This window comes from Segatella copri, from assembly GCF_015074785.1.
Classification (GTDB): Bacteria; Bacteroidota; Bacteroidia; order Bacteroidales; family Bacteroidaceae; genus Prevotella.
On sequence record NZ_CP042464.1, the window covers coordinates 1,537,570 to 1,560,597 of the forward strand.

22 protein-coding genes and 1 pseudogene are annotated in these 23,028 nt (G+C 47.6%); 15 read left to right on the forward strand and 8 right to left on the reverse strand.

Annotated features, from left to right (window positions below):
* The first annotated feature begins 48 nt into the window (after nucleotides 1-48).
* On the forward strand, nucleotides 49-1,221 hold the full coding sequence (locus tag FO447_RS06840; protein ID WP_200758216.1) for an MFS transporter: 1,173 nt from the start codon (nucleotides 49-51) through the stop codon (nucleotides 1,219-1,221).
* A 4-nt stretch (nucleotides 1,222-1,225) separates the two neighbouring features.
* Here the strand turns inward: FO447_RS06840 and FO447_RS06845 are convergent.
* A pseudogene (locus FO447_RS06845) lies at nucleotides 1,226-3,775 on the reverse strand (S9 family peptidase).
* A 280-nt stretch (nucleotides 3,776-4,055) separates the two neighbouring features.
* Between FO447_RS06845 and FO447_RS06850 the strand changes: the two are divergent.
* Nucleotides 4,056-5,240: an aminotransferase class V-fold PLP-dependent enzyme gene (locus tag FO447_RS06850; RefSeq protein WP_118063833.1), complete on the forward strand. Its 1,185-nt coding sequence runs from the start codon at nucleotides 4,056-4,058 to the stop codon at nucleotides 5,238-5,240.
* Between the two features lie 41 nt (nucleotides 5,241-5,281).
* Entirely contained in the window at nucleotides 5,282-6,454 is a 1,173-nt protein-coding gene (locus FO447_RS06855) for a MalY/PatB family protein (RefSeq protein WP_234699083.1), read from the forward strand.
* 75 nt (nucleotides 6,455-6,529) lie between these two features.
* Here the strand turns inward: FO447_RS06855 and FO447_RS06860 are convergent, their stop codons facing one another.
* Complete coding sequence (locus tag FO447_RS06860; RefSeq protein ID WP_200758220.1) at nucleotides 6,530-8,716, reverse strand: helix-turn-helix domain-containing protein; 2,187 nt, start codon at nucleotides 8,714-8,716, stop codon at nucleotides 6,530-6,532.
* 58 nt (nucleotides 8,717-8,774) lie between these two features.
* Nucleotides 8,775-9,296, reverse strand: a complete 522-nt coding sequence (locus FO447_RS06865; protein ID WP_118063827.1) for a nitroreductase family protein — start codon at nucleotides 9,294-9,296, stop codon at nucleotides 8,775-8,777.
* Between the two features lie 170 nt (nucleotides 9,297-9,466).
* Here FO447_RS06865 and FO447_RS06870 point away from each other — a divergent pair, with 170 nt between their 5' ends.
* From FO447_RS06870 to FO447_RS06880, 3 genes are all read left to right on the forward strand, one after another.
* The gene (locus tag FO447_RS06870; RefSeq protein ID WP_118063826.1) at nucleotides 9,467-10,852 is read left to right on the forward strand and encodes a Y-family DNA polymerase; all 1,386 of its coding nucleotides are present in this window, start codon (nucleotides 9,467-9,469) and stop codon (nucleotides 10,850-10,852) included.
* A 74-nt stretch (nucleotides 10,853-10,926) separates the two neighbouring features.
* Complete coding sequence (locus FO447_RS06875) at nucleotides 10,927-11,385, forward strand: LexA family protein (RefSeq protein WP_181993570.1); 459 nt, start codon at nucleotides 10,927-10,929, stop codon at nucleotides 11,383-11,385.
* A gap of 150 nt (nucleotides 11,386-11,535) precedes the next feature.
* Complete coding sequence (locus tag FO447_RS06880; RefSeq protein WP_200758222.1) at nucleotides 11,536-12,909, forward strand: NAD(P)/FAD-dependent oxidoreductase; 1,374 nt, start codon at nucleotides 11,536-11,538, stop codon at nucleotides 12,907-12,909.
* Nucleotides 12,910-13,030: 121 nt separating this feature from the next.
* Here FO447_RS06880 and FO447_RS06885 read toward each other — a convergent pair whose 3' ends face one another.
* A complete protein-coding gene (locus FO447_RS06885) occupies nucleotides 13,031-14,038 on the reverse strand; it encodes a LacI family DNA-binding transcriptional regulator (protein ID WP_200758225.1) in 1,008 nt (335 codons plus the stop codon).
* A gap of 49 nt (nucleotides 14,039-14,087) precedes the next feature.
* On the opposite strand from FO447_RS06885, the gene FO447_RS06890 reads away from it, so the two are divergent.
* The 6 genes from FO447_RS06890 (at nucleotide 14,088) to FO447_RS06915 (ending at nucleotide 19,182) form a co-directional block, all read left to right on the forward strand.
* Nucleotides 14,088-14,279, forward strand: a complete 192-nt coding sequence (locus FO447_RS06890; RefSeq protein ID WP_118417067.1) for a hypothetical protein — start codon at nucleotides 14,088-14,090, stop codon at nucleotides 14,277-14,279.
* Between the two features lie 40 nt (nucleotides 14,280-14,319).
* The gene (locus tag FO447_RS06895) at nucleotides 14,320-15,714 is read left to right on the forward strand and encodes an MFS transporter (RefSeq protein ID WP_200758227.1); all 1,395 of its coding nucleotides are present in this window, start codon (nucleotides 14,320-14,322) and stop codon (nucleotides 15,712-15,714) included.
* Between the two features lie 61 nt (nucleotides 15,715-15,775).
* Nucleotides 15,776-16,825 (forward strand): zinc-dependent alcohol dehydrogenase, encoded by a 1,050-nt coding sequence (locus FO447_RS06900; protein ID WP_117663466.1) that lies wholly within the window; start codon nucleotides 15,776-15,778, stop codon nucleotides 16,823-16,825.
* Between the two features lie 169 nt (nucleotides 16,826-16,994).
* A complete protein-coding gene (locus FO447_RS06905) occupies nucleotides 16,995-17,879 on the forward strand; it encodes a carbohydrate kinase family protein (protein ID WP_200758229.1) in 885 nt (294 codons plus the stop codon).
* Between the two features lie 122 nt (nucleotides 17,880-18,001).
* A complete protein-coding gene (locus tag FO447_RS06910) occupies nucleotides 18,002-18,736 on the forward strand; it encodes a hypothetical protein (RefSeq protein ID WP_200758231.1) in 735 nt (244 codons plus the stop codon).
* A 56-nt stretch (nucleotides 18,737-18,792) separates the two neighbouring features.
* A complete protein-coding gene (locus FO447_RS06915) occupies nucleotides 18,793-19,182 on the forward strand; it encodes a VOC family protein (RefSeq protein ID WP_117692306.1) in 390 nt (129 codons plus the stop codon).
* Nucleotides 19,183-19,355: 173 nt separating this feature from the next.
* On the opposite strand, the gene FO447_RS06920 is transcribed toward FO447_RS06915, so the two are convergent.
* The 4 genes from FO447_RS06920 to FO447_RS06930 all read right to left on the reverse strand — a co-directional run bounded on the left by FO447_RS06920 (nucleotide 19,356) and on the right by FO447_RS06930 (nucleotide 21,374).
* Nucleotides 19,356-19,688 carry a cupin domain-containing protein gene (locus tag FO447_RS06920; RefSeq protein WP_022122055.1) on the reverse strand — a complete coding sequence of 111 codons (333 nt, stop codon included), beginning with the start codon at nucleotides 19,686-19,688 and terminating at the stop codon, nucleotides 19,356-19,358.
* A gap of 85 nt (nucleotides 19,689-19,773) precedes the next feature.
* The gene (locus tag FO447_RS06925; RefSeq protein ID WP_117727862.1) at nucleotides 19,774-20,322 is read right to left on the reverse strand and encodes an NUDIX hydrolase; all 549 of its coding nucleotides are present in this window, start codon (nucleotides 20,320-20,322) and stop codon (nucleotides 19,774-19,776) included.
* Between the two features lie 88 nt (nucleotides 20,323-20,410).
* Nucleotides 20,411-20,545 carry a hypothetical protein gene (locus tag FO447_RS16200; protein ID WP_254954897.1) on the reverse strand — a complete coding sequence of 45 codons (135 nt, stop codon included), beginning with the start codon at nucleotides 20,543-20,545 and terminating at the stop codon, nucleotides 20,411-20,413.
* Nucleotides 20,535-21,374, reverse strand: a complete 840-nt coding sequence (locus tag FO447_RS06930) for a phospholipase (protein ID WP_418330390.1) — start codon at nucleotides 21,372-21,374, stop codon at nucleotides 20,535-20,537. Before FO447_RS06930 ends, FO447_RS16200 begins: the two co-directional genes overlap by 11 nt.
* A gap of 267 nt (nucleotides 21,375-21,641) precedes the next feature.
* Here FO447_RS06930 and FO447_RS06935 point away from each other — a divergent pair, with 267 nt between their 5' ends.
* The 3 genes from FO447_RS06935 to FO447_RS06945 are packed head-to-tail and all read left to right on the forward strand — an operon-like array spanning nucleotide 21,642 to nucleotide 22,949.
* A complete protein-coding gene (locus tag FO447_RS06935) occupies nucleotides 21,642-22,103 on the forward strand; it encodes a peroxiredoxin (protein WP_118139131.1) in 462 nt (153 codons plus the stop codon).
* Between the two features lie 31 nt (nucleotides 22,104-22,134).
* Nucleotides 22,135-22,398 (forward strand): GlsB/YeaQ/YmgE family stress response membrane protein, encoded by a 264-nt coding sequence (locus FO447_RS06940; protein WP_022120864.1) that lies wholly within the window; start codon nucleotides 22,135-22,137, stop codon nucleotides 22,396-22,398.
* Nucleotides 22,399-22,439: 41 nt separating this feature from the next.
* On the forward strand, nucleotides 22,440-22,949 hold the full coding sequence (locus FO447_RS06945; RefSeq protein WP_234699084.1) for an HD domain-containing protein: 510 nt from the start codon (nucleotides 22,440-22,442) through the stop codon (nucleotides 22,947-22,949).
* Nucleotides 22,950-23,028: the final 79 nt, after the last annotated feature.

A 23,028-nucleotide genomic window follows, 5' to 3' on the forward strand; every position in this document is an offset into this window, starting at 1 on the left:
ATTTTTTCGTAACTTTGCACTCAAAACAAAGAAACAAACAGACAGAAAATGATACAGCTAAAAGAAAATCAGGGCATTCCCCGCAGCATTCTCCTGATGATGGCTATCGTCGCAGGACTCACCGTAGCCAACTGCTACTACAATCAGCCGCTTCTCGAACTCATCCGCCACGACCTGGATATTACCGAGCAGAAGGCTAACCTCATCACCGTCATTACCCAGATAGGTTATGCGCTGGGCTTATTCTTCCTCATCCCCTTGGGCGACATGCTTTCGCGCAAGAAACTCATCCTTGTCAATATGACCATTGCTGCATTGATGGCAATTGTGATGGCTGCAGCGCAAAACGTATGGATGCTCTGGGGAGCTTCACTGCTGATTGGCGCCTGTTCGGTGATTCCGCAGTTCTTCATTCCGATAGCCGGACAGTTTTCGGAGCCCAAGAACAAGAGCAGGAATATGGGCATTGTACTCTCCGGACTGCTGACGGGCATTCTTGCCTCACGAGTAATCAGCGGTTACATCGGCGAATGGCTGGGATGGCGGGAGATGTTTATCATAGCTGCCTTCGTGATGGTGGTTTGCATGGGAATCATGCTGCTGATGATGCCTGAAATGAAGCGCAACTATGTAGGAACCTACAGAGGGCTGATGACCACGATAGCAGAAATTTTCGTTTTCCATCCTTCTATCCGCATCTATTCCATCCGTGCAGCCTTCGGGTTCGGCAGTATGATGGCAATATGGTCTTGTCTGGCGTTCCATCTGGCGCAGCCACCTTTCAGCGCAGGAAGTGATATGGTAGGAATGCTCGGACTTTGCGGAATCATGGGAGCCGTTGCTGCCAGTGGTGTGGGAAAACTAGTTCCTAGGTTTGGCATTCGAAAATTCAATCTGTTCGGCGCAGGAATGCAGATCATCGCATGGGCAATAGCCTTGCTTTTCGGCGACACTTACGCCGGACTCATCGCAGCCATCATCCTGGTTGACATCGGTCTGCAATGTCAGCAGCTCAGCAATCAGAGTGGTTGTCTGCAGGAGGTTCCGCAGGCAGCCAACCGCGCCAACACCATCTTCATGACCAGCTATTTCATCGGTGGTTCGCTAGGCACTTTCTGTGCCGGTTACGTCTGGAAGCAAGCCGACTGGCTCGGTGTCTGCATCGTAGGAATCGCCTTCGCCATGATTTCCCTGCTTATCACGCTAAGCAGCAAGAAATAAACATCTACATCTTTTCATCACCATACATTTCCGTCCACCAGGAAGCATCGTCCTGCAACCACTTGGCAAACCAGGCAAAGATGGTGTTCTGTCATTTCAGTCGCTTCTCGTAGTCGATGATGTGATGATCCTGACCATCTACCAATACCATCGCCGTAGGACGGCCAAGGAGTTTCAGCGCTGTATAGAGCTGGATGCTCTCGCCCACAGGCACATTATTATCTGCCGTGCCGTGAACAAACAGCAGCGGAGTATGAATCTTGTCGGCATTATAGAGCGGACTCTGATCTACAAAGAGATGCTTGTTGGTCCAAGGATATTCGTTCGCCATAGAAACTTCGCTGTAGCTGTAGCCCCAATAGCCCTCACCCCAATAGCTGGTGTGGTCGCTGATGCCTGCATGCGAGATGGCAGCTGCAAAGAGGTCGGTCTTGGTCTGAAGATACTGAGTCATGAATCCGCCGTAGCTGGCGCCGATGCAGCCTATCTTCTTGCGGTTTACGAAAGCATGCTCATCGCAGAAAGCCTGGGTGCTGGAGATGATGTCTTCAGCCACTCCCTCGCCTGCCGTATCTACATGGCGGGCAGAGAATTTCTGACCGAATCCGGTGGCTCCACTAGGATTCACAACCAGCACTACATAGCCCATTGCCGCATAAACATGATGAGGATAACGGCTCTGGAACATGCGGCTCGTAGGACTGCATCCGCCATAATAATTCACAACCATCGGATACTTCTTGGCAGCATCAAAATGAGGTGGCAGATAGTAACGGCAACAAAGGGTGTCGCCCCTTGAATTGACATAATTCCAAGCCTTGCATTCGCCCAGTTCAACATCCTTCAGTTCGCGCGCACTCAAATCGTCAACCAATTGCGATTTCAGCGCCTTTGTATTCATCTTATAGAGTCGGTCGGCATTGGATGCACTCTGACCGGAGAAAGCCATTTCTGCTGCCGAAGATGCAAGCGAGAAACTCTTGATGTACTCTTCAGGAGTCTTGAGAAGCGTAAACTTGCCCGATTTCGGATTGAGTTGGAAGAGGTGCACGCAGTCTTTATCTTCGGCTGTAAAATAGATGTTTCCATCTGCCTTACTCCAATTCACACTCTGCACGTTCGGATTGAAATCCTTGGTCAGCGGACGAACCTTCTTATCCGACAAGGTCATCAGATAGAGCTGGGTGTCAATCATGCTAGGTGTCTGTCCTTCTTCCACATTCTTTCCAATGCCGTTGAAAGCTTCAGGCGAAGCACTCACGAGAATGCTCTTGCCATCAGGTGAGAACTGGGCGCTGTTCAGAAATTCGCCCTTTTCTATCAGGGTTTCTACCTTTGGCGTTGTGGCTCCAGATGCATTCATACTGCCCAAATCCAGGCGATAGAATGAAGTCAGGGTTGTAGGACGCTTGGTGAGTCGCTCCTCTCCCTTTCCTATCAGCAGATAACGCGAATCGGCAGAAATATCCATCAGATAGATGTTGTGGTAACCGAAGGTAAGCGGCTGGAGAATGCCCGATGCAAGGTCGTATTTGGCGAGATTGCTGCGCTCGCGCCAACCAGGCTGTCTGTCTTCCGGTTCTTTTACATCATAAACTTGCGGATCCTTTTTTCTGCCTTCAGTAGTGAGCGTATAGATGAGCGTTTTTTCATCGGGTGTAAACTGGAACCAGCCTTCAGGAAGATGGCTTGCCAGCACTTCGCGCTCCATCGTCAGCGGATTGATGGTGATGAGCTGCAATGTGCCATCCTGCTTTTCTTCGCCAGCGATACTGCTATCGCTCGCCTTCTGGGTGAAATACAGTTTATTGCTTGAAGGCATCCATTTTACACTCTCCTCAAATGTAGCCATCACTCTGTTAGTCTGAGCGTTGCGCAATTCACTAATGCTATGGTTATTACCTTTTCTATCTACCCAGGTTTTCCGAACAACGATAAACTTTCCGTTTGGCGAGATAGAAACACTCGGATAGTTGGGCGCACAAATCACATCATAGATGTTATAGGCGCGCTTGGCTGCCGCATCGCCTACAGAAAGCGGAGCGCCGTTGGCTGCGGTTACGGTCAACTTGATAGATTTCTTATCAGAAGATGCATTCTTCCGGGTAAGATATTTGATGACAACTGTATGCTGTGAAGGAGTCAGGATGGTTTCAGCCTTATCGCCGTTCACCGCTACCTGTTCGCCATCAACGAACAGGCGGTATTGCTCCAATCCTTCTACCGCGATGGTTGCTTTAGTGCGCTGGGTGTTAGATACGCAGAAAGAAGCCAGATGGAGCGCATCCTGCTTGTCGGCAAGGAGTTGGGCTGCACTCACCTCCTTACCCTTATTTAATAAGGTGAAAGACAGCGGCGAATCGAGCAGCTGCTTAAGGTCGAACGCTTCGCCCTTGATGTTCACACTGTCAGCCATCCAAGGCTGTGCTACGGCATAGGGGCCTGCATATTTCAGCGTTTTCACCTCTATGGTTTCGGCACTGGCAGAGATTGAAGCCATCAGGGCAGCTGCCAGCAGTCCACTTTTTGTTGTTTTCAGAATCAGTTTATTCATAAATATCCTTTTTTTGATTTTGGTGCGAAATTACAAATAAAATTCGAGATAAACGAATGTTTGTATTACAAATTGCTCTTTTTACTGCATTTTTGCCATACAAATGTTATCTTTAAGTTAATCGGATGAGCCAGTAGGTTATTGTTGGGTTAACCCCCTCTCCAACGAGTTGCAATGCATAAAAAGCATTCGCAACTCGTTTTTTTCTATGCGATTTATTGTCTATTTGATTTCTTTTTTGTACTTTTGCACGCAAAATATCACATAAAATAACAGAATAATGAAGAAACAGACTCAAGCTATTCATTTGGAATATGAGCGCCGCGATGCATACGACTCGCTGAGCGTGCCAGTATATAACACCCTTGCCTACGAATTCGACAATGCTGCCGTCATGGCTGAAGCATTCACCGACAAGATCAAGGCTCCAGATTATTCGCGCGTAGAGAACCCTACGGTGACCAACCTGGAGCGCCGTGTGGCAGCCCTTACCGATGCTGCTCATGCCACCGCCTTCAACTCAGGAATGGCGGCCATCAGCAACACCCTCATGGCGCTGGCAGCACAAGGCAAAAATATTGTTACATCCAAGCATCTCTTCGGCAATACTTACGCCCTGCTCGTAGCCACTCTGCGCCGTTTTGGTGTAAAGGTGCGTTTGCGCGATTTGACCAATATCGAAGCCGTGCGCGAAGCCATTGATGATGACACCTGCTGCGTATTTCTCGAAATCCTGACCAATCCGCAGCTGGAGGTTGCCGATCTGAAAGCCATTTCGGAAGTGGCTCACGAAAAGAATGTTCCGCTGGTAGTGGATTCTACCGTGATTCCTTTCACACAGTTCTCGGCTAAGAGTCTGGGAGTAGATATTGAGGTGGTTTCCAGCTCTAAATATGTAAGCGGCGGTGCTACTTCGCTCGGCGGTCTGGTTATCGACTACGGTACTCCTTACAACGGCGATTTCGCCAAGCGTCTTTATGGAGAAATGCTCTTCAATTTCGGAGCCTATATGACCCCACAGGTAGCTTATATGCAAACCATCGGACTTGAAACGCTCGATGCTCGCTATCGTGTGCAGAGCAGCAATGCCCTGGAGCTTGCCAAGAAACTGCGCTCTCTGCCTCAGATAAAATATGTAAACTATGTTGGTCTGGAGGATAATCCTTATCACGAGTTGGCGCAGCGCCAGTTTGGAAAAACTGCGGGAGCCATGCTCTGCATCGACCTGGAGAGCAAGGAAGCCTGCTTCAGTTTTCTGAACAATCTGAAGCTCATCCATCGCGCTACCAACCTCTTCGACAACCGTTCGCTCGCCATCCATCCGGCAAGCACCATCTTCGGAGCATTCTCTGAGAGCATGCGCAAGTCGATGGACGTGAAAGACACCACAATCCGATTGAGCATCGGCTTGGAAGATGTGGATGATCTCTTCGAAGACATCAAGCAGGCGGTTGATAGTTTATAAAGGACTAATCATAAAGTTCAATGTTCAAAGTTCAAAGTAAAATGTACAATTTCGATAAAGTCATAGACCGTTCGGGCAGCGACGACCTGAAGCATGGCGCCCTGTTGCCTCGTTGGGGGCGAGATGATTTGCTGCCACTCTGGGTAGCTGATATGGATTTCGAGACCCCTTCTTTCATTACAGATGCCCTCAAGGCACGTCTGGAACACTCTCTTTTCGGCTACACGATGGAGCCGGAAGATTACCTACCTAGCATCATCGACTGGGTTCGCGACCACCACCAGTGGGATGTGAAGCGAGAGTGGATAAGATTCATTCCTGGTATTGTTAAAGGCATCGGACTCGTGGTGAATGTCTTCACCCAGCCTGACGAAAAAGTCATCATCCAGCCTCCCGTTTATCACCCATTCCGCCTCACCCCAGAGGGTAATGGCAGAGAGGTGGTCTTCAATCCGCTGAAGATGAGGGAAGACGGATATTACGAGATGGATTTCGAAAACCTCGAGAAGGTTTGCGATGAGAAATGCAAGATTCTCATTCTCTGCAATCCCCATAATCCGGGCGGTATTACCTGGAGCAAGGAAACTCTGCAGCAGCTTGCCGACTTCTGCTATGAGCACCATCTGCTCGTTATCAGCGATGAGATTCACGCGGATATGGCGCTCTTCGGACACAAGCACATCCCGTTTGCTTCGGTTTCAGACAAGGCACGCAACATCAGCATCACCTTCCAGGCTCCTTCCAAGACCTTCAATATAGCTGGAATTGTGAGCAGCTACGCCATTATTCCAAACGAAGAAATTCGCAGGAAATTCTATCCTTGGCTGAGTGCCAACGAACTGGATGAGCCAACCCTCTTCGCTCCAATCGCCACCATCGCCGCTTTCCGCAAGGGTGAGGAATGGAGAAAGAAGATGCTTGCCTATATTGAGGACAATATCCGATTCGTAGAGGATTACTGCCGCGAGCATATTCCGGGCATTCGTCCGTTGCGTCCACAGGCTTCCTTCCTCGTATGGCTCAACTGCCGTGATCTGCATCTTTCTCACGATGCACTTCTCGACCTATTCATCGACAAGGCGCATCTGGCATTGAATGATGGAGAGATGTTCGGTCCTGGCGGAGAAGGATTCATGCGATTGAATGTGGCTGCCCCAAGAAGTATTATCAAACAGGCTTTGCAGCAGCTGGAAGAGGCTGTGAGCCAACTCTAGATATTTTTAAAAAAAATAGCCGTAACTACTGCAAATATAGTTACGGCTATTATTATAATATGGTGAAAGAATGCTTTATTCCCCCTCCATCAAATCATGAACCAGTTTGATTTCGTAATATTCAATACCAGCTCCCAAAGCTTCCTTTATTTCGCTAAAATGCTCCAATTCAGGATGAGCCTTCATGAAATCACGGATTTTCTTTTCATGGGCACTTGAAATCAGCGCCCGCAGTCCAATCTTTCCTTCTTTCACATAAGGAGTAAGATGACCAATAATGGTACCTTTGGTATAACCCCGCTTAGCAGCAATCTGATCTACCGTCATTCCCTGCATATAGAAATCATAACTTACCTCCTTCGAAGCGACTTTCGGCATCTTCGGTTCATTCGGTTTCTTCTGTCTCCTTGACTTTCTGCCCGAACCGCTATCTGATGAGGCATCTGCATCCAACAGCAAGAACTGCGCCTTCTTTTTCAGATAATCTGTTACCGTGAATTCTGCACTACATTCATACTTCAAAAGCCGTTCTTTTAATTTTACATCCTCTGAGAAAACAGAGAAGCGGTCTTCAAACTGTTTCCTAGCCACCTTGTTGTCTGTATCAAGATTCGACTTTCTGATTAAATCACTCAGAATGCCGATTTTGTCAAGAAAATACATAGCTCCCTTATGAATACGGTCTTGCAGCTCATCCTGTCTTACATCAGGATTTCGGGCAAGCATACCCGTATACTGCACACGGAATTTATCCGACACGGCTATCAGACTCTTCAACACCACCTGCAGCTTCTGATACTCGCTTACCACGCGCGGATATTTACCATTAAAAAACTCTACCAGGCAACGCATCAGATGCTCATAGCTGGCTCTGATGGAATAAAAATCGAAGAGTTCGCTGATGCAATAAATGATGTATTGCAGCTCCAGACTGCTGATTTGCTCCTGACTAGGCGCAGCAAGCTGGCTGGTGAATGCATCCACCGTCTGACTGCTGATAATGGCTCCGCGAGAAAGCGGTTCGCTGAGCACCATACCCTCCAAAGTCTTGCAGCGGCTCAGCGCCACATAGGTCTGACCATGGGTAAAAGAATGAGAAGCATCGATGATGGCATGTTCGAAAGTAAGTCCCTGACTCTTGTGGATAGTTATTGCCCACGCCAGACGCAGAGGATACTGCATGAATTTTCCTTCCACCGTCTCCTCTATCTCCTTGGTTTTCTCGTTCAGCGTATATTTCGCATTGGTCCACTCCATTTTCTCCAGGTCAAACTCCTCGTCCGAATCCTTACTGCGAACGGTAATCTTGCTGCCGTCTTCATCGGTCCTAACCCCTATTACCTCGCCTATCATACCATTATAAAAACGGTGCTGCGGGTCGTTCTTGATGAACATCACCTGTGCTCCCGGCTTCAATGTGAGCTTGAAATCGGCCGGATAAGATGTTTCAGGGAAATCGCCCTCTATATCTGCTGTAAAAGAAAATGACTGCGCAGGCAAGGCAGCAAGCTGCTGTTCGTTGATATACTGGGCAGGTGCATTATGGGTGGTAAGCCGGATATAATTGCCCTCCTTAGGTGGTACAAAATTTGGAATATAGCGCTGGTTCAGAGCCTGCAGCGTAGCTTCAGAAGCCTTGTTCTCCCTAATCTGGTTGAGCAGCGAGATAAACTGTTCATCCTGCTGCCTGTACACCTTTTTAAGTTCGATGGTGAGATAACCCACCTGCTTCAGAGCGTTGCTGCTGAAGAAGAAAGGAGTATCATAATGCTGCCCTAAAAGATGCTCTTCCTGTGGCGTAACCACGGGTGCCAGCTGCTGCAAATCGCCTATCATCAGGAGCTGCACACCACCGAAAGGCAAATCGTGGCGCTTGCGATACTGGCGAAGCACAGAATCTACAGCATCGAGCAGATCGCTGCGCACCATACTGATTTCGTCGATAACGAGCAGGTCGATACTGCGGATGATATTGCGCTTGAGCTTGCTGAACTGATAGCGTTTCTGTTCGCCGCTGCCAAAGGTCGTGCCCGGCACGTATGGCGAGAAGGGAAGCTGGAAGAACGAATGGATGGTCATTCCTCCGGCGTTGATGGCTGCAATGCCCGTAGGAGCAAGCACAATCATTCGTTTTGGCGACTGTTCTTTCAATCGCTTGAGAAAGGTCGTCTTACCTGTGCCCGCCTTTCCGGTAAGGAAGAGGTTGGCACTTGTCTTTTCTATGATATTCCATGCCAGGATGGATTCTTCGTTCATTTCCATACAGCTTCGTTTTATACCAGTTTTTATACCAGAACTAGATTTCTTCTTATATTCAGATCTAGATTTCTTCCGTGATTTCGCTCATCTCCTTACGCTTTTTCTCAGCGCGTGGACAGTCTTCGGCAATATGACCTACAGGGATGACGACCACCGCCTCATAGCCCTCACGCGGAAAGAACTGCTGCATCTTCGCCGTATCGTAATTGCAGACCCAGCAGGTACCCAGTCCCTTTTCGGTGGCAGCCAGACAGAGATGCTCTGCCGCTATCGCCACATCAATATCGCCATGCGGTTTCTCATCATATCTGCGCACCCAGTTCTCATTCACGTTTTTCATACCTATAATATACATAGGAGCCGTCTTGAACCATTCGCGGTCGTAGCAATCCTGCAGTTTCTTCTTCGCCTTTTCTGAGCGCACAATGAGCCAGCGCCAAGGCTGCCTGTTCACTGCTGATGGTGCCAGTCGCACACACTCCATGATATAGTCCAGTTCCTCCTGGCTAACTGCCTCTGGAGTAAACTTGCGAGCCGAAAAACGCTCCTGGCTCAATGCCAACATGTTATTCTTATCATTCATATCGTTCAGTTTTATGATGTTTCAATACCAGCTTATGACCACAAAGGTAAGAATAAATTACGAAACGACAAAAAACTTGAATGAAAAACTATCTTTTTCGGATTATTTTTTGTATTTTTGCACATCATACCAGGATTTCTGGTGATAACAAGAGGTGTTAATGATAAGATATGATAGGACTGGCAGACTGCAACAACTTCTACTGTTCGTGCGAGCGAGTGTTTCGCCCCGACCTGACAGGAAAGCCCGTGGTTGTATTGAGCAACAATGACGGGTGCGTCATCGCACGCTCTGAAGAAGCCAAGGCATTGGGCTATAAGATGGGCGACCCGTTCTATCAGGTGAAGGAAAAACTGGAGGCTGAAGGAGTGGCTATCTTCTCCAGCAACTATACGCTCTACGGTTCGCTCTCCAACCGCGTGATGTCGATGCTATCCCATTATTCCCCACGCATCGACCAATACTCTATTGATGAGAGTTTCTTCGAGGCAGACGAATCAATTGCGAAAGTTTTCTTTCGGGAGCATGCGGAAGACCATCCTACTTTGTTCAATAAAATGACAATAGACGAGCCATCAGAAAAGCCCGATAGCCTGCTCCATCGCTATGGCTCCAAAATATCGGCAGATGTACTTCGGGCTGTTGGAATCCCGATATCCGTAGGCATTGCAGAAACGAAGACATTGGCGAAAATCGGCTCTAAATTCGCCAAGAAATACAAGGGCTTCCAAGGCTGCTGCCTCATCGACACGGATGAACGGAGACACAAGGCGCTGTCTCTCTTCCCCATAGAAGATATATGGGGAATAGGCAGACAGATAGCCCGAAAGCTCGATTATATGGGCATCAGGACCGCCGCTCAGTTTGCCGACAAGAAAGAAAGTTGGGTCCGCAGCCATTTCAATATCACCACCCTAAGAACATGGAAAGAACTGAATGGCGAAAGCTGCATCAGCATCGAGGAATTGCCACAGAAGAAGAGCATCTGCACCAGCAGGAGTTTTGCCAACGAGGGCATTACCGACAAAAATGTGATAGAAGAAGCCGTGGCTAATTTCGCTGTACGTTGTACAGAAAAATTAAGGAGACAAGGTAGCGTATGTCAGGGCATCACAGTGTTCGCATGGACTTCCCGTTTTAACGAGCATGTGCCTGAATACACCATCCACGATTCCCTTACCCTGCCCATCGCCACTAATGCACAGGAAGAAATAGTAGGTGCTGCCCTCAGCATTCTCCGGGCTAAATACCCGAAACCGATGGCAGACAGCAGGCCCGATCGCCCCGACATGTCGTGTCACTTCAAGAAAGCTGGCGTTATCCTGTGGCAAATCTCACCCGACCATCCTCGCCAGCAAGACCTCTTCGACCCCATCGACCGAAGCAAGCAAAAAAAGCTGATGGAGGCTATCGACGCCATCAACCGGAAGAATGGTTATGGCACCATACGCCAGGCCATACAAGGAACAGACTGCCGATTCGACCTGAAACGCGAGTACATGTCGAAGCAGTTTACCACGAACATCCATGATATTCTGAAAGTAAATACTCAATGAGAGGCAGAATAAGCCCATTCTAAAACAGAATAAGCCCATTTTAAAAATGAGCTCCATAAATTAAGAAATACAAGATGAATAAGAATAACGATAACAAGATAAAACTGACATTTCACCCTGCGGAATTCGGAGCCAAGACGCCTATTCCGCTGGCAGAGCAAAGCGTAAAAGCAGGCTTCCCTTCGCCGGCACAAGACTATATGGAGGGAGAGATAGACCTCAACGATATTCTGGTTCGCCATCGTGAGGCCACCTTCTACGTGCGCATATCTGGCGACAGCATGCAGGATGCAGGCATTCTGGACGGTGATCTCGCTGTAGTTGACCGGCAGATAGAACCCTCAAACGGCAATTTCGTCATCGCCTTCGTAGATGGCGAATTCACCATCAAGCAGTTCAAGATGGATGAGAGCGGCACCTTCGGCTGGCTCATTCCATGGAACAAGAACTTCTCTCCTATCCGGGTAGATGAAACCAACCGATTCATGATTTGGGGCGTGGTTACCTATGTGATTCATCAAATTGCAGAATAATTCATCTTTTTCTACTCATCTTCCTTTGCCACATCATCAAAAAGTTGTACCTTTGCAGTCGAATTTTCAGCAAGAACCAGGCATTACGCCTTATAGAGAACAGAATTTTCAGCAAATATATGTAATTAATATGTAAAAACAGCAGTAGTTATGAGCATTAATATCAAGAGAAATCAGTTGAAGAGAGTAGTTATCGTAGGTGGCGGACTCGGTGGTCTTCGTTTGGCAGAAGACCTCTGCAATTCAAACCTGCAGGTGGTGTTGATCGATAAGAACAATTTCCATCAGTTCCCTCCGCTTATCTATCAGATAGCTTCGGCAGGTATCGACCCAAGTTCCATCTCCTTCCCTTTCCGCCAGATTTTCCGCAAGCGCAAGAACTTCTACTTCCGCATGGCAGAAGCGAGAGCCGTATTCCCAGACAAGAAGATTCTGCAGACTTCCATCGGTAAGATTGAGTACGATTACCTGGTGTTCGCAGCAGGAACCACTACCAATTTCTATGGCAATGCCAACATCGAGAAGTGGGCGATTCCGATGAAGACCGTTTCAGAGGCAATGGGATTGCGCAACGCTGTGCTGAGTAACCTGGAGCGTGCATTGACCTGTGCCACAGAAGAGGAGCGCCAGGAACTCCTGAACGTGGTCATTGTGGGCGGTGGTGCCACAGGTGTGGAGATTGCCGGAGCCCTCTCAGAAATGAAGCGCTACGTGATTCCTTATGATTATCCTGATATGGACTCATCTCTGATGCACATCTATCTCCTGGAAGCTGGCGACAGACTGCTCGCCGGAATGTCACAGGACTCTTCTAAGAAAGCATACGAATTCCTTACCAGTATGGGTGTGGATGTACAGTTTGGCAAAATGGTAACCGACTACAAGGACCACAAGGTTCTGATGAAGGATGGTCAGGAGATTCCTACCCGCACCTTCCTCTGGGTATCCGGTGTAAAGGCACAGCCTATCACAGGTATCGATGGCGACCATCTGGGCCGTGGTTTCCGAATCGTAGTAGATGAATTCAACCGCATCCCTGGCATGGACGGTCTCTTCGCTATCGGCGACCAGTGTATCCAGACCACAGACCCAGTTTATCCTGGCGGTCATCCACAGTTGGCGCAGGTAGCCATTCAGCAGGCAGCACTCCTGGCTAAGAATATCCAGAAGATTGCCGAGGGAGCCACTGATTCCCAGCTCAAGCCTTTCCGCTACAAGAACCTGGGTTCTATGGCTACCATCGGAAGAAACAAGGCAGTGGTAGAACTTGGCAAGTTCCACAGCCAGGGCTTCTTTGCCTGGGTATTGTGGCTGGTAGTTCACCTCCGTTCTATCCTTGGCGTAAAGAACAAGATGATGGTAATGCTCAACTGGCTCTGGAAGTACGTAAGCTATAACGATTCTATCCGAATGATTACCTACGCCACCAAGCCTAAGGAGGTGCGCGATCGATTGAAGCGTGAACAGACCACTCATCTCGGCACCGACTTGCTGGAGAATGAAGAAGAGGAAGAGGAAGCTTAGGATAAGGAGACAGATTAAGTTTAAATGCTTAAGATAACGAGATAGGAAACGGGTGTATCATTCAATAATATAGATGATACACCCGTTTCTTTTATGCAGATTCCAGAAGTCGATACCTTTATTAAGTAGATTCCCTTATCACGGTTTCACCTCTCAATGCTATTTCCTCTATCCTTCTATAACCATCGGCAATATGCTCCAGCAGCAGTCGGCAACTTTCCTGCGCCATTTTCTCAATAGGCTGCTCCACTACCGTCAACTGAGGATGAACCAAGGTAGCCAAGGCTGTACCCGACATGCAGCAGAGCGCCACATCCTCCGGAATGCGCAAGCCACGCTTCTGGATAGCACTCTTGGCTCCCAACACAGCAGTCTCCGTAAAGCCAAAGACCGCATCAAAGGGCACATTCTTCTCCAAGAAACGATCCATCACCCAACTACCCTCTTCAGCCGACAAGGCTGGCGACAAGACATCTTGCGCCTGATACTCTATGTGAAACTTTTCCAGCGCATCCCGATAGCCCCTCAATCGTTCATAGCTGTTTCGGATATAAGCAGGTCCCGGAATATGAATAATATGCTTATACCCCTTGCGCAACAAAGCCTCCACCATGAAAAACGACATGATATAATCGTCCATGTGCACCTGTGAAGCCTTTACCTTCTCCACCGTTCTATCGAAAAACACGATGGGAATGCCCCTTTCTATCACCTTATTATATAGGTCCACATTATGCTCCTTATCGCATGCACTCATCAGGATGCCATCCACACGCAGTTGCTCCATCATCAGAATATTCTCTCTCTCCTGCTCAGGATTCTCGTTAGAGATGGCAATCATCACCTTATATCCCTGCTTGCGCAGGATGGCTTGAGCATCATTGATAAAGGTCATATAGAACGTTGTAACGATTTCGGGGATGATGATGCCGATGTTGTGAGTACTCTGCTGGCGAAAGTTCACAGCCAGTTCGTTGCGATGATAGCCCATCCGCTCGGCAGTCGCCAATATCTTCTGCAAGGTTTCCGCCTTCACATTACCCGTATCTCCCGAAAGAGCACGGGAAACGGTGGACTTGGAAATCCCCAGTTCCCTTGCAATATCCATAATGGTTACATATTTTGCCATATCTCTTTTTCTTTCTTGTTGAATGTGCCTGCAAAGATACTTATTTTCCATGAAAGCAACAACAAAAAACAGAGAAATCTTTTTGGGAACGGTTGCGAAAAATGGGAACGGTTGCGGGAACGGTTGCGAAAAAAGAGTCGTTTTTTTTCTTGATTTTCCAGCAAAATCGTTCTATCTTTGCAGCGTGAAAAGGAAAAACGATTTTTCTAATCGCTCCATTCCTTCGCAAAACAAAGAATAAACAACATTAAGTATCACAATCAAACCTAAGAAAAAAGAATATGGAACAAGATTCTAAATTTCAAGCGAACAATTCGCTAGAGAACAATTCGCAGGGAAAGGTTCCCTTCATCAGTAAGCTCGCCTATGGCATGGGCGATGTGGGCTGCAACTTCAGTTGGATGTTCGTGGGCAACTTCCTTATGATATTCTATACCGATGTGTTCGGAATCAGCATGAGTGCCGTAGCAACCCTGATGCTTGTTTCCCGATTCTGGGATGCCATCAACGACCCCATCATCGGCACACTTACCGATAAGACCCACACCCGATGGGGACGATTCCGCCCATGGCTGCTCTTCGGAGCTCCTATCACGGCACTGGTACTGATACTCACTTTCTGGGCCCATCCGGAATGGAGCCAGACCGCCAAGATTATCTATATGGCAGTAACCTACTGCATCCTGGTGTTGGGATATACCTGCGTGAACCTGCCTTACGGCACACTCTGCGGAGCCATGACACAAGACATTGATGAGAGAGCCAAGCTCAACACCAGCCGTTCGGTGAGCGCCATGATGGCCATCGGAGTAATCAACATCGTAACCGTTCCGCTCATCAGCTGGTTTGGCGCAGGCGATACCAAATATGGTTATCTGGCTGTGGCTGTACTCTACGGCATCATCTTCGCTGCCTGCCATCTGTTCTGCTTCCACAAGACCAAGGAAGTGGTAGAAGTTCCTGTGGGACAGAAGCTCCCTCTAAAGGTGCAGCTTCGCTCCGTGATGAAGAACAAGCCCTATCTGCTCGCCCTCTTAGGACAGTTGCTCTTCGGTTTCATCCATTACGGACGCAACGCCGACATGCTCTACTATTTTACTTATGTAGAAGGTTCGGCAACGCTCTTCTCCTACTATTCCATGGCTATCATCGTGCCAAGCATCATAGGTGCAGCCTGCTTCCCTCTGGTATTCAGAAAAACGGGCAACAAGGGTTTCACGGCAGCCATCTTCGCTTTCCTCACCGGTATTACGATGATAGGTCTGTACTTCTTCAGCCCTAACGGCAGCGCCATCATGTTCTATCTGTTCTCAGCTTTGTCGTGGTTCTTCTTCTCAGGCTTCAATACAGCCATCTATGCCATCATCCCCGACTGTGTGGAGTATGGCGAGTGGAAGACGGGCATCAGAAACGACGGATTCCAATACGCCTTCATCTCGCTGGGCAACAAGATAGGAATGGCACTCGGCACATCGCTTCTCGCCATTGCTCTGGGCAATGCAGGATACGTAAGCAACGCCATGCAGAATCCAGAAGTATTAAGCATCATGCACCACGCCTTCAGCACCATTCCTGGAGTATTGTGGATTATCACCGCAGGATGCCTCTGCTTCTACAAGCTCAACAAGAAGCAATACAAGCAGATTATGGAAGATTTGGAAAACAAAAAGAAATAAAGATAAACCGGGATCTTTTATCCCACCAACATAACAATAACAATTTCAAAACATTATAATTATGAGACAGGCAATATTGGTAGAACCAAAGCATATCGAATTCAAGGAAGTAGCAGAACCAAAGGCAGCAGACTTAACTGCTCATCAGGTTCTCGTCAACATCAAGCGCATCGGCATCTGCGGTAGCGAGATTCACTCTTACCACGGTCTTCACCCAGCCACCTTCTACCCAGTGGTTCAGGGACATGAGTACTCAGGAGTGGTTATGGCTGTAGGCAGCGAAGTTACCGTCTGCAAGCCTGGCGACCATATCACCGCTCGCCCACAGTTGGTTTGCGGCAAGTGCAACCCTTGCAAGCGCGGACAGTATAATGTTTGTGAGCACCTGCGTGTTCAGGCTTTCCAGGCAGACGGTGCTGCACAGGATTTCTTTGTTGTAGATGACGACCGCGTGGCTAAGTTGCCGGAAGGCATGAGCCTTGACTATGGTGCCATGATTGAGCCTTCAGCCGTTGGTGCCCATGCCAGCAACCGCACCGACGTAAAGGGTAAGAATGTAGTAGTGAGCGGTGCAGGAACCATCGGCAACCTCATAGCCCAGTTCTGCATTGCCCGTGGCGCCAAGAATGTACTCATTACCGATGTAAGCGACCTTCGCCTGGCTAAGGCTCGCGAATGCGGCATCAAGCACACCCTCAACATCACCAAGAAGACCTTGAAGGAGGCAGCCCAGGAACTCTTCGGTGAGGAAGGCTATCAGGTAGGTTTCGAGGTAGCAGGTGTAGAAGTTTCCATCCGTTCGCTGATGGAGACCATCGAGAAAGGTAGCGACATCGTGGTTGTGGCAGTCTTTGCCAAGGACCCAGCCCTCAGCATGTTCTATCTGGGCGAACATGAGTTGAGACTCATCGGTTCAATGATGTATCGCCACGAAGATTATCTCACAGCCATCGATTACGTAAGCAAGGGCATCGTCAACCTCAAGCCACTCGTAAGCAACCGTTTTGCCTTCGAAGAATACGATGATGCCTACAAGTTTATCGACGCTCATCGCGAAACAAGCATGAAGGTTCTCATCGATTTCGAACAGAAACCTGGAGAGAAGAAGTAAAGAGATAGAAGAGAAGAAATATACTGCAAACGATTGCAGAAATTGGAAACGATTGCGGGAACGTTTGCAGAAAGTTTAGATGATTTTTCTTTGCGAAGGTAGCTGAAAAATGCTACCTTTGCAACAGAAATCAAGTAACATCTCTAACATTCTTAAAGTAAAAATGACAATGGAAAAGAAACAATCAGTAATAGGTATCGGTGAGGCACTCTTCGATGTGCTTCCAGAAGGAAAGAAGCTAGGTGGTGCTCCAGCCAACTTTGCTTACCACGTTTCGCAGTTCGGACTCGAGAGCTGTGCAGTTAGTGCAATGGGCGATGATGAGCTGGGCAAGGAGCTGGAGAAGGAACTCAACGATCACCATCTCAACTATCAGATAGACAAGGTAGCCTACCCTACAGGCACCGTTCAGGTTTCGCTCGATGCCAACGGCATTCCTTGTTACGACATCAAAGAGGGAGCAGCCTGGGACAACATCCCCTACACGTCAGCCCTGGAGAAGTTGGCAAAGAATTGCACCGCAGCCTGCTTCGGTTCGCTAGCTCAACGCAACGAGGTTTCCCGTAACACCATCTACCGCTTCCTCGATAACATGCCAAAGGAAGAAGGAATCCTCAAAATCTTCGACATCAATCTCCGTCAGGGATTCTATAATAAGGAAATTATCACCGAGAGCATCAAGCGATGCAACATCCTCAAGATCAATGATGAGGAATTGATTACCGTAAGCCGCATCTTCGGCTATCCGGGCATCGACCTGGAGAACAAATGCTGGCTCCTCTTGGGCAAGTACAATCTGAAGATGCTCATCCTTACCTGCGGTGTAAACGGCAGCTACGTATTCACCCCTGGCGAAGTTTCGTTTATAGAGACACCGAAGGTAGAAGTGGCAGACACAGTGGGTGCCGGTGATTCATTCACAGGCGCATTCGTGGCAAGCATCTTGAAGGGTAAGAGCGTAAAGGAAGCTCATGAATTGGCAGTAAAGGTTTCGGCATTCGTCTGTACACAGAACGGAGCCATGCCGATCTTGCCAAAGGAATTTACAAGATAAGCCCTTATTTGCCCAAATTATATGCAAATTATAATTATCAGTAATATATGGTTTAAGTAATTAGTTAACGTTTATAAGGTTCATAGTTAATTAGGTTTATTAGTTTATTTTGTAGTAAAACCATGAAAAGAATTGTAGTTATTGTTTTGATGATGGCTGCTTGCCTGGGAAACGCCCAGGCACAGCTCCATCTGAAAGCCAACGTGCAGAACAATCATCTGTGGCGTGGCATGGAAGTTTCCGACGGCATCGTCCTCCTCACCGACCTGAGCTATACGATGGTCAACGACCACGTTACCGTGGGACTTTGGGGAGGCTGCAACTCGGAAGGCTCCTACAAGGAGTTTAACCATTATCTGAATCTGAAGGCTGGCGGTTGGGGATTCGCCCTGTGGGACACCTACAACTTCTCCCCTGGTGCCACCTATAATAATAAGGAATACTGGAACTATTCTGCCCATACCACCGGCCGATTCCTCGATGCTACATTGAGTTACCGGTTCCAGGACGAGAAGTTTCCACTGCTCCTAAGCTGGTCAACGGTAGTATTCGGACGCGACCGCAACAGCGACAATACCGAGCAGAAATATTCCACCTTCGCCTATGCGGAATACCCTATCTACCAGAAGGATGGCTGGAAGGTTGATGCAGGAGTAGGTGGAGCCTTCGCCCTGAACAGAGCTGGCGAGGATGCCCACTTCTTCGGAACCACGGCAGGCATCGTTCACGTATCGCTGCAAGCCACCCACGACCTCAAGCTCGGCAACTACACCATTCCGGTTTACGCCAAGGGCATGTGGAATCCGCAGAGCAACCAGAGTTATTTCCAGATTGGAGCAGAAATCATCCGCTTCTAAATCTTCAAAAAACACAGAAAGTTTTATCATAACAATCATCTAAACACAAATTCATTATGAAGATTAAAGATTTTACAACAGGCGTGCAGCACATCGGCATTCCTACCAACGACATCAACAAGACCATTGAGTTTTATCATGCCCTGGGCTTCGAGACTGCCCTCCGCACAGTAAACGGCACCGAGGAAGTAGCCTTCCTCCAGCTCCACAATCTCATCATCGAGACCTATCAGAACCATCAGGCTAAGATGGAATATGGAGCCGTTGACCACATCGCCATCGATGTAAAGAACATAGACGATCTCTTCCAGGTTGTGAAGGAAGCCGGAACATTCAAAATGTTGGATCAGCAGGTAAATGGTCTTCCTTTCTGGGAGAATGGTGTAAAGTTCTTCACCATCGAGGGTCCTAACAAGGAGAAAATCGAGTTCTGCGAGAAACTCTAATCCGCAGCTGACTTTTAGATAAACACAGATTAGCATAGCAATACAAGAGAAAGAGATAAAAATGACGAAAGTCCAGCTTGGAGCCTTTCAGAGAGAGACATCCGAGTTGGACTTTCTTTTTACATTTTCCTCAGGAGGAATATGATATGGTTTTCCCTGATACTTCAGGGATATTAATGATGCTCAGGCACAATGGCGAGATACACCAGATCATGGTCGGTGAGGTTCTCCATATAATGAGCATGGTTCATAGGGCAATAATGCACCTGTCCCTGTCGAACCTCCTCCACGGTATCATCATAATGGAAAGTAGCAGTGCCGCTTACCACATAGATAATCTCGCAGTTGCCCTCGTGAGTATGAAGACCAGTTGATGCACCCGGACGCAAGGTAGAATACATAATCTTCACCTTGTCATCCACATAGTTACGGGTGTCGAGTTTACCCTGTCCACCCTTGAAGCCCTCCAAATGAGCCTCAGCAATCTTTTCGAAATCTATTACCATCTTTATAATGTTTATTGTTTAATATCTATTGCTTACAGTCTATTGTCTGCTGTTTACTTGGCTTTTATGAATGAAGCCCTGCAGCTTACTTTGCTTTCGCAAAATACTTCCATAGCGGAGCCGCCATCAGGCTTTGCCAGATTTCTCCCTTCTCCAGCATTTCCATCACTTCTTCTCTTGAGAAGAGGCGAATCTCGATATCCTCAGCCTGGTCTAGATGCTGAACATCCATGCGCTCCACATCCGTAGCCAGATAGCAATGGGTAAGATTGGTATGAGTGCTCGGATTAGCCGAAATCGTCATCCACTTCTGCCAGTTTCCGCCTCCGAATCCAGTCTCTTCCATCAGCTCTCGCTTGGCAGCCGCCATCGGGTCCTCGCCCTTCTCTATCACTCCTGCGCAGAGTTCATTCACCGTCTTACCTATCGCATAGCGATACTGGCGCACAAATACGAACATTCCGTCCTTCGTGATGGCAATGGTGTTCACCCAATCGGGATATTCCAGCACGTAATATTCATCGATAATGGCTCCCGTAGGCAATTCCACCTTATCCACTCGTGCCGTGAGCCAAGGCTTCTCTATCAGATACTTCTGCGAGAGCGTCTTCCATTTCATATCTTTATCAGCCATTTTCTTACTTCATTTAAAAAACTGGATTTTCTTTATTTTAATTGATGGTGCAAAAGTACGAAAAAAGATTGAAAGGATAGAAATATTTCTATGAAAATGACAGTTTTTCATTTTTTTTGCCGTACTGGATATTGACAGCGAACACCTCAGCACCTTCGATGATATTGATAAGAATTGGCTGGAGAAGGTAGCAGAACTGTTCACCTGATTCCTTAATATTCATTTCCCTCTTGCTTGATCACACTCGGACCATCGATGAGTTCAGGCTGAGGGGCATTTCTGTTCACATCACCATATGCTCTGCCCAGATCACTCATCGTAATACTTATGTTGCGGTTCACGGGTCTGTCCTTATCTGAAAGGCTGTGAGAGAAGAGCCACTGATAGGTTTTCTTCAGATAAAACACGCGGGCAGGGGTACCGTGATTGGCACCCTTCCACCAGTCGTATATCAATCGGGTATCCTTGCCATCCTTCACAAGTTTATCAACCACAACCTTCGATTGCTTGACCGGTACTGCCCTATCTGCTGTGCCATGGATAATCCAGAAAGGCAAATTGCCCAATCCACTCACATCCTTATACGAACAGCCGCCACACAGCGCCATGCCGGCAGCTATCCTATCGGGATAAGTAGCACAGACATCCATGGTGCCATAACCGCCCAAACTCATACCCAAGACATAAACCCTATTAGAATCGCATGGGTAATTCTTTTTCACCCAGTCGAGCATATCCATGATTTTCTTCGGATTCCAGGCTCCTCCCGGATTCTGCGGAACGATGGTCAGCGCATCGATATCGCGCCCCTTGACGATGGCATCAAGCGGTCCGTATCTTCTCACCTTATTCAGATTCTTGCCGCAAAGACTGGCACCATGCAGAAAGATGATGACCGGTGTCTGTTCTTGCGAATAAAAATAATCTACCGGCGTATAAACCCAGAAGTTGTAACCTCCCGGAATCTCATCTTTCACAGCTCGCAGAAAGTCGTAAGCCGACATGCTGCATACGGAAAGACAGAATAATATAAACAAAAATATCTTCTTCATTTTCTTCCTTTTTTACCTGTTTAGTATCACGCTCCCTGTTTCATACCATGAACGTTCATCACACAAAAGTAAGTAAATATCAGCATATTACCAAATATCCTCCCTATATTTTTCTTTTTTTTATCCAAAAGAAAGATTCGTTTAAACTTCCAGGTAGAAAGATAAACAACGATTATTTGTGTTAAAAATCATAAGAATCACATCGGTTCGCATTATTTTTATTATCTTTGCATCATAACAAGACGTATAATAAATAAATATAGAATTATGAATGTAGGAGATAAAATACCAGAGATTCTTGGCATTGACCAGGACGGACGTGAGATAAAGGCAAGCGACTACCGTGGTCGCAAGATTGTGCTCTACAGTTATCCGAAGGCTAACACCAGCGGATGCACTGCCGAAGCCTGCTCCCTGCAGGCACATAAGGAGGAACTGGCAGCAGCCGGTTATGAGATTATCGGCGTGAGCAAGGACAAGCAGGCGCTGCAGAAGAAGTTTGCCGAAACCAAGGGTTTGCAGTTCCCTCTTATTGCCGATACCGAGACCACCCTTTTGCAGGAACTCGGCTGCTGGGGCGAGAAGGTAACCTGCGGCAGAAAGTCCATCGGCATCCTCCGCACCACCTATCTTGTCAACGAAGAAGGCGTCATTGAGAAGATCTTCACTCCTAAAGAGATTAAGACCAAGATTCATGCAGAGCAGATTCTGGATTATATTCATCAATAAAGAACAAAACGAACGAAGTGGGAAAAAGAGTATGTTAGAACACATTGCAGATTTCACAGCGTGGCCAATCCTTACTGGAATTTTCATTGGCTATATTGCCAACCGCATCATGAGCGGCGAAGGCAAAGGATGTTGTATGAACCTATTCATAGGTATTGTGGGCAGTTATGCCGGCGCCATCATCAGCAATCTGCTGAACATAGAATTGTTTGGCAAGGGTTATCTTACCAACTTCGTCTTCTGCGTCATTGGCGCCATAGCGGTATTGTGGATTTGGAAGAAACTCTTCGATTAACATCTTAAGCAGATATAAATATTGATTAAAAAAAACATAAAATGATGACAAACAAGGAATTGATACTCGCCCAACTGATGAGGGCGATGATTAAGTACGATGGTGGCGATGCGCCTCGCATCCAGCATTTCGTAAAGGTACACGACTTTGCCCGTATGATTGCGATAGCAGAGGGAATGACCGGAGAAGACCTCTTCGTGCTCGAAGCAGCAGCCATTCTTCACGATGTAGGCATTCACGTTTCAGAAGCCAGATACGGCAACTGCGATGGCAAGCACCAGGAAGAACTGGGTCCTGACGAGGCAAGAAAAGTACTATCAGAAGTAGATGGATTCACAGCCGCACAGATAGAAAGAATCTGCTGGCTCATTGCCCATCATCATACTTATCAAGATGTTACCAGCCTCGACCACCGCATTCTGCTCGAAGCTGATTTCCTGGTGAATTCCTTCGAAGCCCACCTTGCTCCCGAAGGCATCATCACCTTCCGCGACCATGTATTCCGCTCGGAATCAGCTATCAGTATGCTGAATGATATGTGGGGGCTGTAACGAAAGTTACTTTCTTGGAAAGAGCATCATAGAGGGAAGGTGAAAGTACAACAAACTGCTGTTATGTGTTTTAATTAAA

Excerpts from the sequence above, each read along its gene's own strand:
- FO447_RS06895 (WP_200758227.1), top strand. The coding sequence starts at position 14,320 with ATGGAACAAGATTCTAAATTTCAAGCGAACAATTCGCTAGAGAACAAT.
- FO447_RS06850 (WP_118063833.1), top strand. The coding sequence starts at position 4,056 with ATGAAGAAACAGACTCAAGCTATTCATTTGGAATATGAGCGCCGCGAT.
- FO447_RS06915 (WP_117692306.1), top strand. The coding sequence starts at position 18,793 with ATGAAGATTAAAGATTTTACAACAGGCGTGCAGCACATCGGCATTCCT.
- FO447_RS06920 (WP_022122055.1), bottom strand. The coding sequence starts at position 19,688 with ATGGTAATAGATTTCGAAAAGATTGCTGAGGCTCATTTGGAGGGCTTC.
- FO447_RS06865 (WP_118063827.1), bottom strand. The coding sequence starts at position 9,296 with ATGAATGATAAGAATAACATGTTGGCATTGAGCCAGGAGCGTTTTTCG.
- FO447_RS06905 (WP_200758229.1), top strand. The coding sequence starts at position 16,995 with ATGGAAAAGAAACAATCAGTAATAGGTATCGGTGAGGCACTCTTCGAT.
- FO447_RS06880 (WP_200758222.1), top strand. The coding sequence starts at position 11,536 with ATGAGCATTAATATCAAGAGAAATCAGTTGAAGAGAGTAGTTATCGTA.
- FO447_RS06910 (WP_200758231.1), top strand. The coding sequence starts at position 18,002 with ATGAAAAGAATTGTAGTTATTGTTTTGATGATGGCTGCTTGCCTGGGA.
- FO447_RS06935 (WP_118139131.1), top strand. The coding sequence starts at position 21,642 with ATGAATGTAGGAGATAAAATACCAGAGATTCTTGGCATTGACCAGGAC.
- FO447_RS06940 (WP_022120864.1), top strand. The coding sequence starts at position 22,135 with ATGTTAGAACACATTGCAGATTTCACAGCGTGGCCAATCCTTACTGGA.
- FO447_RS16200 (WP_254954897.1), bottom strand. The coding sequence starts at position 20,545 with ATGAATATTAAGGAATCAGGTGAACAGTTCTGCTACCTTCTCCAGCCA.
- FO447_RS06945 (WP_234699084.1), top strand. The coding sequence starts at position 22,440 with ATGATGACAAACAAGGAATTGATACTCGCCCAACTGATGAGGGCGATG.
- FO447_RS06890 (WP_118417067.1), top strand. The coding sequence starts at position 14,088 with ATGAAAGCAACAACAAAAAACAGAGAAATCTTTTTGGGAACGGTTGCG.
- FO447_RS06930 (WP_418330390.1), bottom strand. The coding sequence starts at position 21,374 with ATGAAGAAGATATTTTTGTTTATATTATTCTGTCTTTCCGTATGCAGC.
- FO447_RS06875 (WP_181993570.1), top strand. The coding sequence starts at position 10,927 with ATGAATAAGAATAACGATAACAAGATAAAACTGACATTTCACCCTGCG.
- FO447_RS06855 (WP_234699083.1), top strand. The coding sequence starts at position 5,282 with ATGTACAATTTCGATAAAGTCATAGACCGTTCGGGCAGCGACGACCTG.
- FO447_RS06860 (WP_200758220.1), bottom strand. The coding sequence starts at position 8,716 with ATGGAAATGAACGAAGAATCCATCCTGGCATGGAATATCATAGAAAAG.
- FO447_RS06925 (WP_117727862.1), bottom strand. The coding sequence starts at position 20,322 with ATGGCTGATAAAGATATGAAATGGAAGACGCTCTCGCAGAAGTATCTG.
- FO447_RS06840 (WP_200758216.1), top strand. The coding sequence starts at position 49 with ATGATACAGCTAAAAGAAAATCAGGGCATTCCCCGCAGCATTCTCCTG.
- FO447_RS06900 (WP_117663466.1), top strand. The coding sequence starts at position 15,776 with ATGAGACAGGCAATATTGGTAGAACCAAAGCATATCGAATTCAAGGAA.
- FO447_RS06870 (WP_118063826.1), top strand. The coding sequence starts at position 9,467 with ATGATAGGACTGGCAGACTGCAACAACTTCTACTGTTCGTGCGAGCGA.
- FO447_RS06885 (WP_200758225.1), bottom strand. The coding sequence starts at position 14,038 with ATGGCAAAATATGTAACCATTATGGATATTGCAAGGGAACTGGGGATT.